We start from the raw sequence: 15,079 nt of genomic DNA on the forward strand, positions 1-15,079 counted from the left end.
TTGAAGATTTGGGTATACAATGAAAATTATTTTGTAGTTTTTAGGATTTTATTTGATCACAGGAAAAGTTGAGATGTAATATGTTCTACAGAAAAGGAATCCAATGAACGAAATTTTAAGAAATAAGATAGAATCCTTTAATTTTCTTTCTTGGGAACATAGAAAAGAAAATCCACCTCAGAATATTTCATATACAAAACAATTAACAAATAATGAAATTGACTTACGTCTAGTAATAACCCAGCTAAATTTGAGTACCGGTAAACAAAAGAAGTTAAATGATGAATGGGCAGAAATTTTACCTTATTTGAATAATGTTAAACAACTATTTTTATATAGTTCTGTTCCTCAGAAAATCTTTGATGCTATAACTCGAATGACTAACTTGGAAGGCCTGTTTGTCAAATGGAGCGGAAATAGAATCAGGAATTTTGAAAATATAAGTAAATTGAAATCGTTAAAACGGTTATATCTGGGAAGTTCAACACAGACTTCAGATTTAAAGTTTATAAGAAATTTATCTAATTTAGAATGGCTGGAGATTCATGAACAAAAAAATTTACATAGTATAGAAGGAATTGAATCTATTTTAAATTTAAAAGGATTCATACTTTCTGGTGGTATAAATGGAAAACAAAAGATAAATGATATTGAACCAATAAAGTATCTTCACGAACTAGAATATCTTGGCCTTCCATCAACATATATCGAATCAGAAAAATTGAATCCAATTTGTAATTTAAAAAAATTGAAATACTTAAACTTACCGATCTATTATCCTATGAAGCAATATGCAAGAATTGCTGCCTATATTCCCAATTGTGATCATGGCATTAATGCATATAGGGAAACTGGGTATAAATGTACAAAGTGTAAAACTGGAGTTAGAGTAAAACCTATGAGAAAAAACAGCAAAGAACTATGTTTAAATTGTGATAACATAAAAATTGGAGTTATCATTAAAGAATTCAATGACTTGAGAGAAAGATATGTAGATGAGATGTAATCTGGAATCTGTAGAACAAACCAATGCAGCAGACCTGTCTATTGTCACAATCTTTCCATACGCTACGATTACGCCAACTTAACACCATACTGCTGATTAGACCATTATATACGCATATCTGAAGATAAAATCGCCAGAGAGGAGTTTAGATTTTGAATAAAAGAAAATTTTTTCAAACTGTTACACGAATAAATTCAATTCTATTTTTAGGAGTTCTTTCAGTTTTTTTAATCCTGCTTTTTATTTTATTAATCGATATTTTACCATTTAATCAAAGAAGAATTGATAATACCATTCAAGTTAATACCACTGAGGAAAAAAATGATAATAATACTAAATACAATTTAGGCTATATTAAAAATATTTACGGTTCAGATACATATATTATAGAACTAAAAACGATTGATACTACAAGTAAGCTAAGTTATTCAGGAGAACCTTCCATGATTAAGAACCTTCTTTTTATTGAAGGAAATCAAATGAATACGCGATGGTTGTTCGAAAGTAACAACCAAATTATAAAAAGCTATAATCAATGGCGGATCCAAAGTGATATAAATTCTAAACCTGGTGATACTTATCAGCTTGTTTTCGATTTAATAAAATATGATTCGGATAATGATGGGAAAATAACTCTTTTAGACAATGTCACAAGAGTTATTACCGATCCTTCCGGGAAAAACCTAATTGAACTAGGGACATATGAAAGAATTCTTAAATCAGATATTGACGTAGCCAATAAGCAATATTTATTACTCGCATATAAAGATGGCCAATTTATTTTTCAACGATTTGATTTAGATGATTTTTCTCTCATCAATGAAATAATTCTGGATGAATTATCTATTCCAAATTTAGAAATATAGATAGCGTATAGACCGACTTGCCTATTGTCATGAAAAAGGTTTTTCAAGCAAAAAAATAAATGGATAGGACTTATGATTACACTTAAAGATTCGGAGCTAATTCTTGAAAGTTTGTTAACACAAAGGGACTGCTGGGAAATTTCCCAAATTGATCAGATAATAAATAAGGTAGTAATAAATTTTCCTTTTGAAAGTGATGAAACAGATATGATAAATTCAATTTTAGATAGAGTTAAACAATATTACAAACCAACTAAAGAATTAATTATAACAGAAGAAAATAGAGACACCTTCGAAGAAGAGATCAATAAAATATCACGATTTGAAGATCTTCATATTCAACTACGTTGTCCAATTCCTAAAATTAGACTTGATAAAAAAATTAAACTTAGATCAATATGGATTTTTTCACCAGAAAGTCTACACTTCTTAAATAATATTGAGTCAGTTGCATATCTACGATTAGCAGAATTAAATAAAAAATGTGAATTTGTTTTACCTTTCAATATTGGTGAATTAGAAATCTTTGGGACATTTTATGATGATTCAATATTTAACAACACTATTATTAATAAAATCAGGTTAACAGGTGGTTCAACAATAGCACTTGAAGGTATTGCTAATACCAGTAATTTATATGAACTCGAAATTTTTAAAAATAGTAGAGTTGATGAAAGGTCTTTAAATTTTATAAATGAAATACCATCTATAAAATACTTGATGTTAGACTATTTACCCAAAATTCAAGATTTTAGATGGCTCCATAATAATGAACTAAGATTTTTGTATATTGGATTTTTATCTAAACTAGGATCACTTAATGGCTTAGAGAATAATAAAAAACTTACTAGAATTGCGTTTTATCGTGGACTTGAAAATTTATTTATGAATTTATTAAAACTTAAGCAAATAGATTTTCTGTACACTTCAGATAATTTATATAATAAGATAGCTGAACTCAAGAAGAGTTTTTTAATAGATAATAGGTTTAACAAGAATATTATATATAAAAGAATAGTTAACACTTAACTGATATAGTTGAAATCAAGAATTTATAGGTAACAAAAGCTGATGCAATAGATCCTTTTGGTCATGATGTTAAATTAATTATGTATGTTTTATAGTTTAAAAAGAGAAGAAAAATGAAAAATCACCATACTAGGCGGCGGAAAATGGGGAACTACCCTTACAACAATTTACGCAAATAAATATAAAGATGAAAATATAGTTTTTTGGATTAGACCACTATAGTTACAGATTTTGCTTTGCAAAATCAGCACCGACCAGCAAACTGGTCGTAGTACGTTGTGTATTCAAAATACGTCAAATGCAATTCAATTTTTGAGGAACTTATATGGTAAAGGTTTTTATTGAACAAGACATACCAGAAGTTGTTGAAATTTGGAATGAAAATTCTGATTTCTTAACATCTGATGGAAAGAAGCATTCGATAGAATCATTCACTGGTTGGCTCGAAGGAAAGCGTCATGTAAATCATGAAATCTATAGTTTTTTTGACAATCAAAAAATTATAGGCTTTTGTATACCCAAAGAAGATCCTGATATTTCTTGGGTAAAAATGTTTGCACTCTCAAAAGATCATCAAGGAAAAGGTCTTGGATCTGGTTATCTGAAAACAATTCAAAGACTTCAAAAACATGATATCGTTCAATGTGAAGTGAAAAAAGATAACGTCAAAGCTCTAAATTTCTTTCAAGAGAATGGTTATAAAGAAATGGAATATGATGAAGAGTATAAAGAATACATTTTGCAGGCACACCTCAAAAATTGAGCTGTACTTAACTAGGCATACATGGCTCCACTCCTTCATCACCCCCTTAAAGGGGTTCCCTGGCAACTTCATGTATGCCTGAAACGTTAAATGAAAGACAGCACTAAATAATTCCCAATTTGGGACAACTTATAGTGCTTCCAAGAGTCGGTACAGTTCCTAAATTAGACCACTATACTTTTACTATTATTTATTAGTTCTACTATCTGCTTCTTGAACTGGTCTGAATATCTCTTTGAAATAATTACTCCTAACATATTATGCAGTATTATGTCTGAGAAAAAACTGTATCTAAGTATGTAGCCAATCTAGTGTATGAAAGTGGTGTGGTTACCAACATTTCAAAGGAGGATTTACTCTTTTTTTATCCTTTCACAACTTTCGATCATAACTCTTCCTGGTGGGTTACGCTGCTATTTTAAGGATGAGATCTGGTTGTTCATCCAGTATTCCTTTTAAACAGAGGCCTTGCGGGCTGTATAGTCTTCCGTTTATTCAATCAGCTGGAATGATGCCTACCATGTTTTTCGAGAAAGGGATGAAAGAAAAGAAATCCCCAGCTAAAAAGGCTCTCTGATTGGGGTAATTCCATTAAACCTCTTCTTGAAAAAAAAACCGGCTTCTGTTGAAAAAAGCATTTAGCGTGCTATAATACTGACCAACTAGTCATTTATAATGACTAACATTTTACATATGAGAGGGTAAAAAGTGAAGAATAATTCAGTAAAGACTCTATTAGGCGTTTGCCTTCTGACTTTAGTAATTATGTTAACTGCATGCAGCAATCCAGTTGGTGGTGGTGACTCTGGGAACTCTGGGAACTCTGGGAACTCTCAGAACTCTGACAACTCTGACAACTCTGACAACTCTGACAACTCTGACAACTCTGAGAAACCAACGCCTTCCAATATTCGTGGCTTGGTCACCACTCTGGCAGGATCTGGTTCTTCCGGTTCTAAAAACGGAACAGGCAGTACAGCAAGATTTGACGGTCCAGCTAGAATCACAACCGACGGGACAAACCTCTTCGTAGTTGATACTTATAATAAGCAGATCAGGAAGATTGTAATTGCAACTGGCGAGGTTACTACATTCGCAGGGTCGGGTGCTGATGGCTCTGACAATGGGATCGGTGCTAAGGCAAGCTTCAACCATCCACAAGGAATCACTACTGACGGAACAAACATTTATGTGGCCGATAAAAAGAATGATCTAATTCGAAAGATTGTAATCGCAACTGGCGAGGTTACCACATTTTATGAGACAAGCTATGGTGATCCATATGCAATTACCACAGACGGGACAAACCTCTATGTCACATATGTTTATGATAACCTAATTCAAAAGATTTCGATTGCAACTAGCGAAGTTACCACATTAGCTGGAACGCACTCTTTTGGCTATAAAGACGGAATAGGTACTGCGGCAATGTTCAAATCCATACAGGGAATTACTACTGACGGGACAAACGTCTATGTAGCTGAACAAGGAAATGACCGGATTCGGCAGATCGTAATTGCAACAGGCGAAGTTACCACATTAGCTGGGTCGGGCTCTGAAGGCTCTGACGACGGGATCGGTGCTAAGGCAAGCTTCAATAATCCACTAGGAATCACTACTGACGGAACAAACCTATACGTGAGCGATTCTAGTAATAACTCAATTCGAAAGATTGTAATTGCAACTGGCGAGGTTACCACATTAGCTGGGTCGGGCTCTCAAGGAGCAAATAATGGAATGGGTAAGGAGGCAAGTTTCTATCTCCCAAGAGGAATTATCTACTTTGGGGCAAGCCTCTATGTGGCAGATTTCAGTAATAATCTCATTCGGAAGATAGAATAACGTTTTGAAATGTGTGTAAAAAAAGGCTGATCTCCATTGAACTGCCCCCAAAAATGGACAATTGGTTCTAAATAGACTGGCTCAATGGCTCCGGTATTTAACCGGAGTCATTGAGGATGTAGGTAATATCCACTCAAGGAAACACCAGCTATGGAGCATAATAGCGAAATCTTCTAATGCTCACTCATTTCCCTGAGAAATCGTTTCATCCACTGTAAGATTGTAGATACGACAAATAGCTCTCAAGGAGTACTTTTGTACTAGTCTGAGGTCCACTACTTATAGCTTGAACAAAAATTTTTAACGAAAAAGAATTGTGTATATCAACTGGTATGGCAAAGAGTCTTTAATCTGTTCTTTTCAAGTTCATATTTTATATCATTTTAATTGTTTTATCTCTTCTGGAGAATGCTTCTGTATTGAATCTGGTGAACTTCCTAAATCTTTCCCTCGTTTAAGTAATCTCTTTTTTTAACTTAATTCTTTTGACTGATAACATTACTTTTCCTATCTTCTATTAACACTAAGTGTTAGATGCTCAACATCTACTAGGAGAAACAAATGTCATTAAATTACATCGAATATCCACCAAAAGACAATGGGGAATATTTAGTTATTATAGCTCATGGTGTAGGTAGCAATAAGGAAGATATGGCACCCATCGGTAAAGCAATAAATCAAACTTATCCAACAGCTCACTGCGTGGTTGTAGATGGTTTCGATGCCTTTGACAGCGGTTTTGGCGGAAGACAATGGTTTTCCATAAAAAATGTGACTGAAGAAAATCGAACGAAACGCATCACATCTGCTTTACCCCAATTTGTAGATATGATTAAAGCACTACAAAAACAACTGGGGTTTTCAGAAAAACAAACAGTGTTAGTTGGTTTTTCACAAGGCACAATAATGTCCCTCGAAACGGTTAAAGCACATGATGGGATAGTTGCAAAAGTATTAGGGTTCTCCGGTCGCTATGCTCAGCTACCTAATGAAGCCCCCAAAGAAACGGCTATTCATTTATTCCATGGAGAAGCAGATCCTGTTATATCAATTCAGTTTGCCACTCAAGCCTTTGAACGATTAAAAAGTTTAGGTGCAAAAGTGAGTTTGGATACAGAAAAAGCTGTCAATCATAGTATTAGTCAATACTTATTTAATTGTGCCATAAAGCGTTTTTCTGAGAAATAAAGGGGAGGAAACTTCTCTTTCTCCTTTGAAAACTTCCACAGATGACTTAAATTCTCGCTCATTGTATTTTCTGGATGTTATCCATTCTATTTCCTTAATTGCCTTCATATGTAATCCATTTCACAAAAATATTCAGGATTGATAATGGGGATAGAGAATTATGACTTGTATTACTAACGTATTTTACCTATCAAATGCCATCCTATACTCCCTAGGAGTCACTCCAAACTTTTTCTTAAACTGTCCAGAGAAATATCCCATGTCGCTAAAGCCACAACGATAACCTATTTCAGAGACAAGCCAATCAGTTCCTTCCAGATATTGAGCAGCGGCCATAAGTCTATACTGAGTAACATAGTTCAATGGTGTCATTCCCAGAGTGTTTTTAAAAAACCGCAAACAAGAACTTCGACTCATAGCCATTACATTAACAATATCCTCTAAGGAGATGGGCTCATAATAATGACTGTGTATGTACATCAGAATTTCTTTCAGTCGTTCATTATTCCGTCGATCCTTTTGGCACTCTGGAAAACTTTGTCCTTGATGATTTTCAATAAGAGTTAAGATGACTTCTGAGAGCGCATTACGAACTCTAAGTTCGTAACCAAATTTGTCATAAGCCAGAATCTCCCAGGATTGATAAATGCCTGCAAGGATGGACTTCTGCCAGGGGATTTCTTCAGTTAATTTGAGAACCGGGAGCTGAGGATTATTAATGAGAGGATTTATATAGGTCTTCCATATCGACTGAGTATTTGCTTCTGCTATGAGTCTAGGATGAAAGACTATAGTAAGAATCATAGTACGGATCCCAGGAACCGCTTCTGCACTGTGAATAACATTGGCATTGATAAATATCCCTTCTCCTTGATTCAATACAAGCTTCTCTGTTCCGAATAGGATTTGCAATCGCCCTTTGGAGACAATGATGAACTCAAGCTCATCATGCCAATGTAAAGGAATGGTTGATTCGGGAAAATGAACACAATAACAAGCGACAGGTAAGAAAAGAGAACCATGGGATTTCTCTTCTCGCTGATTAATGTCTGCATAACTTATACTAGAGGAAAGGGCCATACAATATTCCTACTATTGACGATATTCTCATATAAATCAGAACTATTCTTCTAATTCCTTCTTTATTTATAGTGATATTCTAATATTTAAAGGAAGGAAACTCCAGATGAAATTATTCAATAAAGATTTTACAAGACGGTTTCTGTTGATGTTGTTAGGGATCGTTGGTATGGGTGTATTTTTGTCTTTTCTAATTGAAGTGAATTTTGGTTTGGATACTTCCACCTTTCTAAATATGGCACTTTCCGAAAAGTTCCACATTAGTTTTGGCCTTTGCATGATATTGGTTAATCTTGTTCTCTTCATTCCCCAACTGATATTTGGCCGTAAGCTTATCAATATTGGTACCATTTTAAATATGACACTTATCGGTAATATAAGTGATCTGTGCCGTCACCTATGGGCCCTCTATCTTCCAGGGCAAATCTTTATAGATCCCGCTTATCGAACAACGGTCTTTGTCCTGGCTTTGATTCCTTTTCTTATTTCTGTGGCCTTGTATATGAATGCAAATCTAGGACAAGTACCCTATGATGCAGCACCTACCCTTCTTACTAAGGCATTAAAGCTTCCCTTCCCTGTTGTCAGAATCTGTTGGGACTTCACTGCCATCATCATTGGGCTTCTATTGGGACGGGCCTTAACGGTGGGAACTGTAATAATGGCCCTAAGCATTGGTCCCAGTGTAACTCTTATTGGAAAATTATTAGATCCCAGGTCAAAGAACAAAGCCCATAATCCCCCTATACATCTTCCTAGAGAAAACAAAGATCTTTTAGTTGACAGAAGGAATGAGGGCTAGTCATCATAAGGAATCCTAGACAGGAATAGAGGGAATGAAATATAAACCGCGTGATATACAGAAAATTCTGGGAGTATCAGTTGATACGCTACGATTCTTTGAGGGCAAGGGACTTCTGGCCCCGGAACGAGATAGCCAAAATAATTATCGATATTTTGAATCAACAGATCTCAACAAGATAATGGCCTACAAACTATACAGAGAACTGGAGTTTAACCTTGAGGACTCTCTTAGTATGGTAAATAAGGGTAATGATTTCCAAATAGAAAAGTTGAAAATACAGGAAGAAAAGATTGCTAATAAACTGAAGCACTACCAGAGTATCCAAACCCGTATTAAAGAACTCCTTGATGATCATGAAAACGCCATTGAATTAAACGGAAAATACAGAATTGTGCACAGTCCTGAAATCTTAATTTACTATAACCAGAAAAACAATGAGTTCGATACCAGTGATAAGGTTCTGGAAGCTAATAAGGTTTGGATTGCTCATCTTCCCTATATAGAATTATCCTTTTATATACAGAGGGACAAAAAGGGATTAGCAGGAAACATTAATTTTGGTTATGCCCTAAGATGTTCTAATTCCGTATTAGCTGAAAAACTAAAGCATCATAGCTCTCAGAGAATTCCATCCCAATTATGTCTTCACACGGTAATTCAAAGTTCAAGTACTTCCCCCATATCAACAGGGCATTTTTCCGAAGCTCTTAAATATATTGAGGATAATGGATATAGGCTATCCGGGGATATTACCGGTTGGATACTCAATGAAGAGCAGAAAGACACAGAAAAGATACAATATTTTGAATGCTGGCTTCCTATCTCAGAAATCGCTTGACTCCGTATTTGCTACGGAGTTTATGCTTCTATTTAGATAATTTATTATCTATATAAAAGGAGTAAGTTGATGCATTTGGAAAAAAGGAAACGATGGGAGTTCCTAATATTGAGCATTGCCCTAGTGAGTATCTTCTCAATAAGTGGATGTTCAATGAAAAATGGGGATTTTTCATTCAAACCAGGTACCTACACGGGAGAAGGGGAAGGCCATAATGGTCCCATAAAGGTTGAGGTAACAGTAGATGACAAGAAAATCACTGATGTAAAGATCCTGGAGCATAGTGAAACTGATGGTATAGCGGATGCCGCTCTTAGCAGAATCCCTAAGGCTGTTGTTGATACACAATCTATTGCAGTTGATACAGTCTCAGGGGCTACCATGGTTAGTAATGGTATACTTGATGCCATTAAAGCAGCCTTGCTTAATGCAGGAGCTAAGGATGAACAGTTAGGTAGAGATGTTGTTAAGAAAAACGAAGGGGAAATTAAAGAACTACAGACAGATATTGTGGTCATAGGAGCAGGAGGCTCTGGTACAGCCGCTGCCGTAACAGCTGCAGAACATGGTGCAAAAGTAATTGTCCTGGAGAAGACAGCAATTCCTGGTGGTACTACAGCTAACGGGGGAGGATTCTTTGCCGCTGATAGTGAAAAAGCCCGGGAATTAGGTCAAAAACCTCTTAATATAGATTTGATTTTTGATAAATATATGGAAGAAATGGACTGGAAAGCTGATGCCAATCTCGTTAAACAATTCCTTGAATTATCAACAACTACAGCGGACTGGCTCCAAGCTCATGGCGTTGTATTTCATAAAATGGAAGAAGCAGTACAACAAAGCCATACAGAAGGAACCAATGGTTATCACAAGTATGATGATTTTACCAAGACTAAGGACCAACTGGGGGCCATGCTTGACACAATCAAAAGTAATAATGCAGCTCTGATTCTCTATGAAACTCCCGCAAAGGAACTCATGGTTGAAGATGGTATCGTCAAAGGGGTAATAGCGAAAGCCCACGATGGAACAACCTATAAAATAAATGCGAAGTCAGTAATTATAGCTTCAGGTGGTTTTGTTGGTAACTCTGAGATGGTATCCAAAGCACTAGGCGGCCCCCATGTTAAATCAATCGGTTATGATACCAATGTGGGAGACGGAATCAATATGGCTGTAGACCTTGGGGCAGCAACCAGAGGTATGGAAGCAATGGTTCTTCATACTTTTTCTGTAGACGGAGCCAACAAGGTAACAGGAGACTTTGATCATCCTTTAGCTAAGACCTATGCCACTTCAGCCATAGCCTATACACCTATAATACCCTGGTTAAATCCTGGTGGTTTTAGATACGCCAATGAAGATATTGTATACGATAGAGCCTTAAGTACAAATGCCCTTGTTTCCCAAGGAGACTATGCATGGTTCCTTTATAATGAATCATTATTAAACACTCTTGAACAAAAAGGAGCTAGTGCTGCTGGAATGAATGAACCTATTGCCATGGGACCAATTCATGAGCTGACTCCCATACATAGCGGATGGCCTAACCTGACAGAAATCGTTGATCAAATGGTTGAAGCAGGTGACGTAAAAAAAGCGGATACTCTCGACGAATTGGCAAAAGAAACAGGAATGGATCCTGTGGCTTTAAAAGAGACAATGGCCAAATATAACAGTGATGCGAAGAACAAGAAAGACAGTCAATATGGTAAGCTGGGTCAACATATGTATGATCTAAGCTCAGGCCCCTATTATGCTTTTAAGATAAGACCTAATAACCTTTGTACTGTTGGAGGTGTTAGGATAAACGCCAATCTACAAGTAGTTCTTAATGATCCTGACCAAGGATATACCCCCATTAAGAATCTCTATGCTGCCGGTGCTGATGCAGGTGCTATTTATTCAGATCATTATGCTCACACCATAGAAGGTGCAGCTCAGGGATGGGCCTATAATTCAGGAAGATTAGCAGGAGCAAGGGCAACAGAAAATGCCCTTGGAGGAAAAATTGATCTTCTAGCGGAAAGCAAATAAGCTAATCGATAGAACGGGAAGGTTACCACTATTGGTAACCTTCTTTTCTCATGGAATATGTGTTACTGAAAGTTTTTATTCTTCTTTTTGCTCATTATAATAGCTATTACAATTAATAAAACAACAATACCTATAATCATAGGAACGAGATACACTAAATCATTAGTAACCTCTTTAACACTTCCTCCAAAGCACCAACCATAATAACCTTTACTTGTTAAGACATGATACCAAGGAGCTGTTATACCATCGATAGTATCCGTGGATCCTTTTTCTATTAACTGGACTTCTTCTCCCTTCGGCAAAGTGGCGAAGAAAGCAGAATCTATGGAATCTTTAGCTCTCATTTTTAAGTCATTTGTTAAAGTATGTGTAGGTTTAAATGTAGGTAATAATTTAGGGTTTCTTATGGGATAGTCCATAGAACCATCAGCTCTTGTTGGCCAGTTTAGGTTGGAAATGTCAGCTTCAAAATTTGAATAAACCTCCTCCCACAAAGCATAATAAAAATCACTATCAACTAGTATCATTTCAGCAAGGGGATGATTTATATCATCCAGGTATATGTTCATGTATTTATTATCCTTGACAAATAACAAACCAAAAGTACGTCTCTCACGATATGTAGGAAGATCTAAAAGATAGTCTTCTTGATATTCACCTTGCTCATAATATCTTTTTAACCTGTCAGTGGCTTCAACAGTAGCAAGGTATCCTCCCTCTTTTTTCTCTATATTATGAATCCAATAATGATATGTTGTTAAATAACTGAGTGAAATAGAAATTTGAGATATTACAAAATTACTGGATATCTTGTACTTACCTCGACCATGGCTCAATAAATATTCATTAATTTTACCATAATATTTGTTAACTATTTCTTTACTCTGTCCGGATACAATATCCAGATTAAAAGCAGGAATCCAGATTTCTGCATCTTTTGAAGCATCTAAAGTCAAATAATCATTGGGAAACAATGTACTTGTATTGGCTAACACTAAGGCATTTGAAAGCAATTTATAATTCTTTGTATCATAATTTATAACAGCAAGATAACATCTATTATTATCAATATTACCTAAGTATGAGATACGTTCTCCATAGACTATGGTTCCAGCATCTAATTCAAGCAGGCGATCCTCAGTAGTAAGAGATCCTTTGTCTGGGTACAATATTGCGTCATTTATCAATTTTAATTCTATAGTATTAGTATTCTGACAGTTCAAATCTATTATTATTGCTAAAACCAGGATTAATACAAATATTTTACTTTTCATATATCCATATTATATATCCATTGTAGTTCTATATCTTCATTTTAACCGGTCTAAATCTCGATAGATATTGACGTTTATTATTTGCATCATCTTGATCTTAATAGTATAGGGCACAAAAAAAGCTGCTGTAATGTCTTACAGCAGCCCTTATCTATTATTTATTATTATCTTTCTTTGAACCACCATCACCACTACCAGTAATCTTTTTATACTGGGTATAAAGGAATCGACGAATCGATTTCTTCGGCGTTTTTTCAAAAGGTTCTTTTTGTTCAATTACTTTATTGATTCGACTAAACTTAGCCACCTGTTTATTGATCTCTTCCTGTACGTGATGAAGGTATCCCCCGATATCTTTGGGAATGTGGCTTGCTGATTCTGCTAGATGTGAAGCACTGGAAGCCAGTCCTTCAAAGTATTTGGATATAGAGTCATAATCCAAGTGAATACGGGCCACAATAGATTTATCCTCTTCTTCATACACTAGGGATTCTTCTACAAAGTCCATATTATTAATAAGGGCTTCGATAGCTTCAGGATAAATATTCTCTCCACTAGGTCCAAGAATCACATTCTTGAGTCTGCCCTTAATGAATAAGTGCTTCTTCTTATCGATAAGACCGAGGTCTCCTGTTCGGAACCAGCCATCCTCACTGAGAACTTCTCTGGTCATCTCCGGTTCTTTATAATAACCTTGCATGATACTGGGTCCTCGAACAACGATCTCACCGACACCCTCTTCATTAGGATCATCGATAACGACTTCCACTCCCGGAACTAAAGGACCTACTCCCTTATATTGAACGTTCTGAGGATTTGATCCTGCAATAAGAGGACTGGTTTCTGTCAAACCATAGCCAATGCAATAAGGAAACTTTGCTTCCCTTAGGAATAATTCCACTTCAGGATCCAATCCTGCTCCTCCAATTCCAAAGAAGTGCATACGACCGCCAAAGAGCTTTTTCATTTGCTTACCTGCGATCCGGTTAAGAATTTTTCGGAAAAAGGGAATTGAATGTAATTTGCTTAGAAGCTTGCTCTTCTTGAATTTGGGGAGGATATTCTGACGATATATCTTCTCAATCAGCAAAGGCACACTTAGTAGCATATGTGGTCTTACTTTTTTAAGAGCTGGTAATAAAATAGAGGCAGAAGGGGGCCTTTTTAGATAAAAAACCTGACCACCTCCTAATATAGGAAGAAGGAATCCCAGGGAACATTCATAGGTATGCGCCATAGGTAACAAGGATACCATGATCTGTTTCTCATTATACTTGGGAACATCAAGTCCCATCCAAGCATTCCAGGCAATGTTCTTATTGCTAAGCATTACCCCCTTAGATTTACCTGTTGTTCCGGAAGTATAGATAATACAGGCTGTATCATCTTCTTCGATCTCAGGGACATCTAGTGATTCAGGCACTGGTAAGTCAAAAAAACTTTCTGTAGAAAATACTTGGAAATCCTTGGCTAAGGCTCCTGTATCAACTTTGGATTTTAACCGGGAACTTACAGCAATGGCAGAAGACTCTGAATGAGTCAGAATATTAGTCACGTCAATCTTTGAGAATTCTGTCATTATAGGAACAATAATAGCTCCTATGTTATTAATAGCGAAATAACAGACACCCCACTCAGGTCCATTCTCGGCCAATAGAGCTACTTTATCTCCAGGCTTAATGCCTTTTTGCTGAAAGAAAGCAGATAAAGCCTCCACCTTGTCCTTAAGATCATTATAACTTAAGGGCGTCTCATCAACATAAGACAGCACTGGCAGTGTGGTGTATAGTTTTGTAATTACCCTCCATACATTCTGAAGAGTAAATTTCTTAATATCTGGTCTACTCATATATCTATCTATTAGTGATGGTGTCCATGTTCCCCATGAACATGGCCATGTTCGATTTCTTCGCTAGTTGCTTCTCTAACAGAAACAACCTCTACATGGAACTCTAGAGTTTTACCAGCAAGGGGATGGTTCCCATCAATGGTTATTGTATCCTCTCCAATCTCTTTAACATAAACAATCTGGATCCCCTCTTCGGTTTCTCCTTCCAGCTCCATCCCAACTGCCAAATCAGGAATTTCCTTCAGGTAATCCTTGGGGACATCCTGAACAAGTTCTTCATTATAGATACCATAACCTTCTTTAGGTTCAAGCTTGATATCAATTTTGTCACCTGCGGACTTGTCTTCTAAGGCTTTTTCTAAGCCAGGAACCAAATTCCCCATTCCATGTATGTAGGCGATGGGGCCATGATCTGAACTGGAATCAAGAACCTCACCTGTTTCACTTTTTAATTCAAACTCCAAATACGCGACTGCTTTATCAGCAATTTTCATAGGAC

At 36.1% G+C, this 15,079-nt stretch carries 14 protein-coding genes; 10 read left to right on the forward strand and 4 right to left on the reverse strand.

Translation table 11 applies throughout. The annotated features are described in order from the left end of the window. The first annotated feature begins 103 nt into the window (after nucleotides 1-103). The 7 genes from K345_RS0100575 (at nucleotide 104) to ypfH (ending at nucleotide 6,694) form a co-directional block, all read left to right on the forward strand. Entirely contained in the window at nucleotides 104-1,006 is a 903-nt protein-coding gene (locus K345_RS0100575) for a leucine-rich repeat domain-containing protein (RefSeq protein WP_028972514.1), read from the forward strand. A gap of 152 nt (nucleotides 1,007-1,158) precedes the next feature. After that, nucleotides 1,159-1,872: a hypothetical protein gene (locus K345_RS0100580; RefSeq protein ID WP_028972515.1), complete on the forward strand. Its 714-nt coding sequence runs from the start codon at nucleotides 1,159-1,161 to the stop codon at nucleotides 1,870-1,872. 72 nt (nucleotides 1,873-1,944) lie between these two features. Continuing rightward, nucleotides 1,945-2,901: a hypothetical protein gene (locus K345_RS0100585; RefSeq protein ID WP_028972516.1), complete on the forward strand. Its 957-nt coding sequence runs from the start codon at nucleotides 1,945-1,947 to the stop codon at nucleotides 2,899-2,901. 126 nt (nucleotides 2,902-3,027) lie between these two features. Continuing rightward, nucleotides 3,028-3,123 (forward strand): hypothetical protein, encoded by a 96-nt coding sequence (locus K345_RS23740; RefSeq protein ID WP_425423276.1) that lies wholly within the window; start codon nucleotides 3,028-3,030, stop codon nucleotides 3,121-3,123. Nucleotides 3,124-3,226: 103 nt separating this feature from the next. Then, on the forward strand, nucleotides 3,227-3,664 hold the full coding sequence (locus tag K345_RS0100590) for a GNAT family N-acetyltransferase (protein ID WP_028972517.1): 438 nt from the start codon (nucleotides 3,227-3,229) through the stop codon (nucleotides 3,662-3,664). 708 nt (nucleotides 3,665-4,372) lie between these two features. Continuing rightward, nucleotides 4,373-5,506 carry an NHL repeat-containing protein gene (locus K345_RS0100595; RefSeq protein WP_211227805.1) on the forward strand — a complete coding sequence of 378 codons (1,134 nt, stop codon included), beginning with the start codon at nucleotides 4,373-4,375 and terminating at the stop codon, nucleotides 5,504-5,506. Nucleotides 5,507-6,067: 561 nt separating this feature from the next. After that, nucleotides 6,068-6,694, forward strand: coding sequence for an esterase (gene ypfH, locus K345_RS0100600; RefSeq protein WP_053227939.1), 627 nt, complete (start codon nucleotides 6,068-6,070; stop codon nucleotides 6,692-6,694). 183 nt (nucleotides 6,695-6,877) lie between these two features. Here the strand turns inward: ypfH and K345_RS0100605 are convergent, their stop codons facing one another. After that, nucleotides 6,878-7,774, reverse strand: a complete 897-nt coding sequence (locus K345_RS0100605) for an AraC family transcriptional regulator (protein WP_028972520.1) — start codon at nucleotides 7,772-7,774, stop codon at nucleotides 6,878-6,880. Between the two features lie 106 nt (nucleotides 7,775-7,880). Here K345_RS0100605 and K345_RS0100610 point away from each other — a divergent pair, with 106 nt between their 5' ends. The 3 genes from K345_RS0100610 (at nucleotide 7,881) to K345_RS0100620 (ending at nucleotide 11,454) form a co-directional block, all read left to right on the forward strand. Next, nucleotides 7,881-8,576, forward strand: coding sequence for a YczE/YyaS/YitT family protein (locus K345_RS0100610; protein WP_028972521.1), 696 nt, complete (start codon nucleotides 7,881-7,883; stop codon nucleotides 8,574-8,576). A 34-nt stretch (nucleotides 8,577-8,610) separates the two neighbouring features. Then, entirely contained in the window at nucleotides 8,611-9,417 is an 807-nt protein-coding gene (locus tag K345_RS0100615) for a MerR family transcriptional regulator (protein WP_028972522.1), read from the forward strand. A 69-nt stretch (nucleotides 9,418-9,486) separates the two neighbouring features. Then, nucleotides 9,487-11,454 (forward strand): FAD-dependent oxidoreductase, encoded by a 1,968-nt coding sequence (locus K345_RS0100620; RefSeq protein WP_028972523.1) that lies wholly within the window; start codon nucleotides 9,487-9,489, stop codon nucleotides 11,452-11,454. A gap of 62 nt (nucleotides 11,455-11,516) precedes the next feature. Here K345_RS0100620 and K345_RS0100625 read toward each other — a convergent pair whose 3' ends face one another. The 3 genes from K345_RS0100625 to K345_RS0100635 form a co-directional block, all read right to left on the reverse strand. Further along, complete coding sequence (locus K345_RS0100625) at nucleotides 11,517-12,731, reverse strand: SH3 domain-containing protein (RefSeq protein WP_028972524.1); 1,215 nt, start codon at nucleotides 12,729-12,731, stop codon at nucleotides 11,517-11,519. A gap of 154 nt (nucleotides 12,732-12,885) precedes the next feature. After that, nucleotides 12,886-14,580 carry an AMP-binding protein gene (locus K345_RS19115; RefSeq protein WP_083963561.1) on the reverse strand — a complete coding sequence of 565 codons (1,695 nt, stop codon included), beginning with the start codon at nucleotides 14,578-14,580 and terminating at the stop codon, nucleotides 12,886-12,888. 11 nt (nucleotides 14,581-14,591) lie between these two features. Next, on the reverse strand, nucleotides 14,592-15,074 hold the full coding sequence (locus tag K345_RS0100635; protein ID WP_028972525.1) for an FKBP-type peptidyl-prolyl cis-trans isomerase: 483 nt from the start codon (nucleotides 15,072-15,074) through the stop codon (nucleotides 14,592-14,594). Nucleotides 15,075-15,079: the final 5 nt, after the last annotated feature.

This window comes from Spirochaeta cellobiosiphila DSM 17781, from assembly GCF_000426705.1.
GTDB lineage: Bacteria > Spirochaetota > Spirochaetia > DSM-17781 > DSM-17781 > Spirochaeta_E > Spirochaeta_E cellobiosiphila.

Coding starts and splice junctions, on each gene's coding strand:
- K345_RS0100590 (WP_028972517.1), top strand. CDS start 3,227: ATGGTAAAGGTTTTTATTGAACAAGACATACCAGAAGTTGTTGAAATT.
- K345_RS0100610 (WP_028972521.1), top strand. CDS start 7,881: ATGAAATTATTCAATAAAGATTTTACAAGACGGTTTCTGTTGATGTTG.
- K345_RS0100635 (WP_028972525.1), bottom strand. CDS start 15,074: ATGAAAATTGCTGATAAAGCAGTCGCGTATTTGGAGTTTGAATTAAAA.
- K345_RS0100605 (WP_028972520.1), bottom strand. CDS start 7,774: ATGGCCCTTTCCTCTAGTATAAGTTATGCAGACATTAATCAGCGAGAA.
- K345_RS0100620 (WP_028972523.1), top strand. CDS start 9,487: ATGCATTTGGAAAAAAGGAAACGATGGGAGTTCCTAATATTGAGCATT.
- K345_RS19115 (WP_083963561.1), bottom strand. CDS start 14,580: ATGAGTAGACCAGATATTAAGAAATTTACTCTTCAGAATGTATGGAGG.
- ypfH (WP_053227939.1), top strand. CDS start 6,068: ATGTCATTAAATTACATCGAATATCCACCAAAAGACAATGGGGAATAT.
- K345_RS0100625 (WP_028972524.1), bottom strand. CDS start 12,731: ATGAAAAGTAAAATATTTGTATTAATCCTGGTTTTAGCAATAATAATA.
- K345_RS0100575 (WP_028972514.1), top strand. CDS start 104: ATGAACGAAATTTTAAGAAATAAGATAGAATCCTTTAATTTTCTTTCT.
- K345_RS0100615 (WP_028972522.1), top strand. CDS start 8,611: ATGAAATATAAACCGCGTGATATACAGAAAATTCTGGGAGTATCAGTT.
- K345_RS0100585 (WP_028972516.1), top strand. CDS start 1,945: ATGATTACACTTAAAGATTCGGAGCTAATTCTTGAAAGTTTGTTAACA.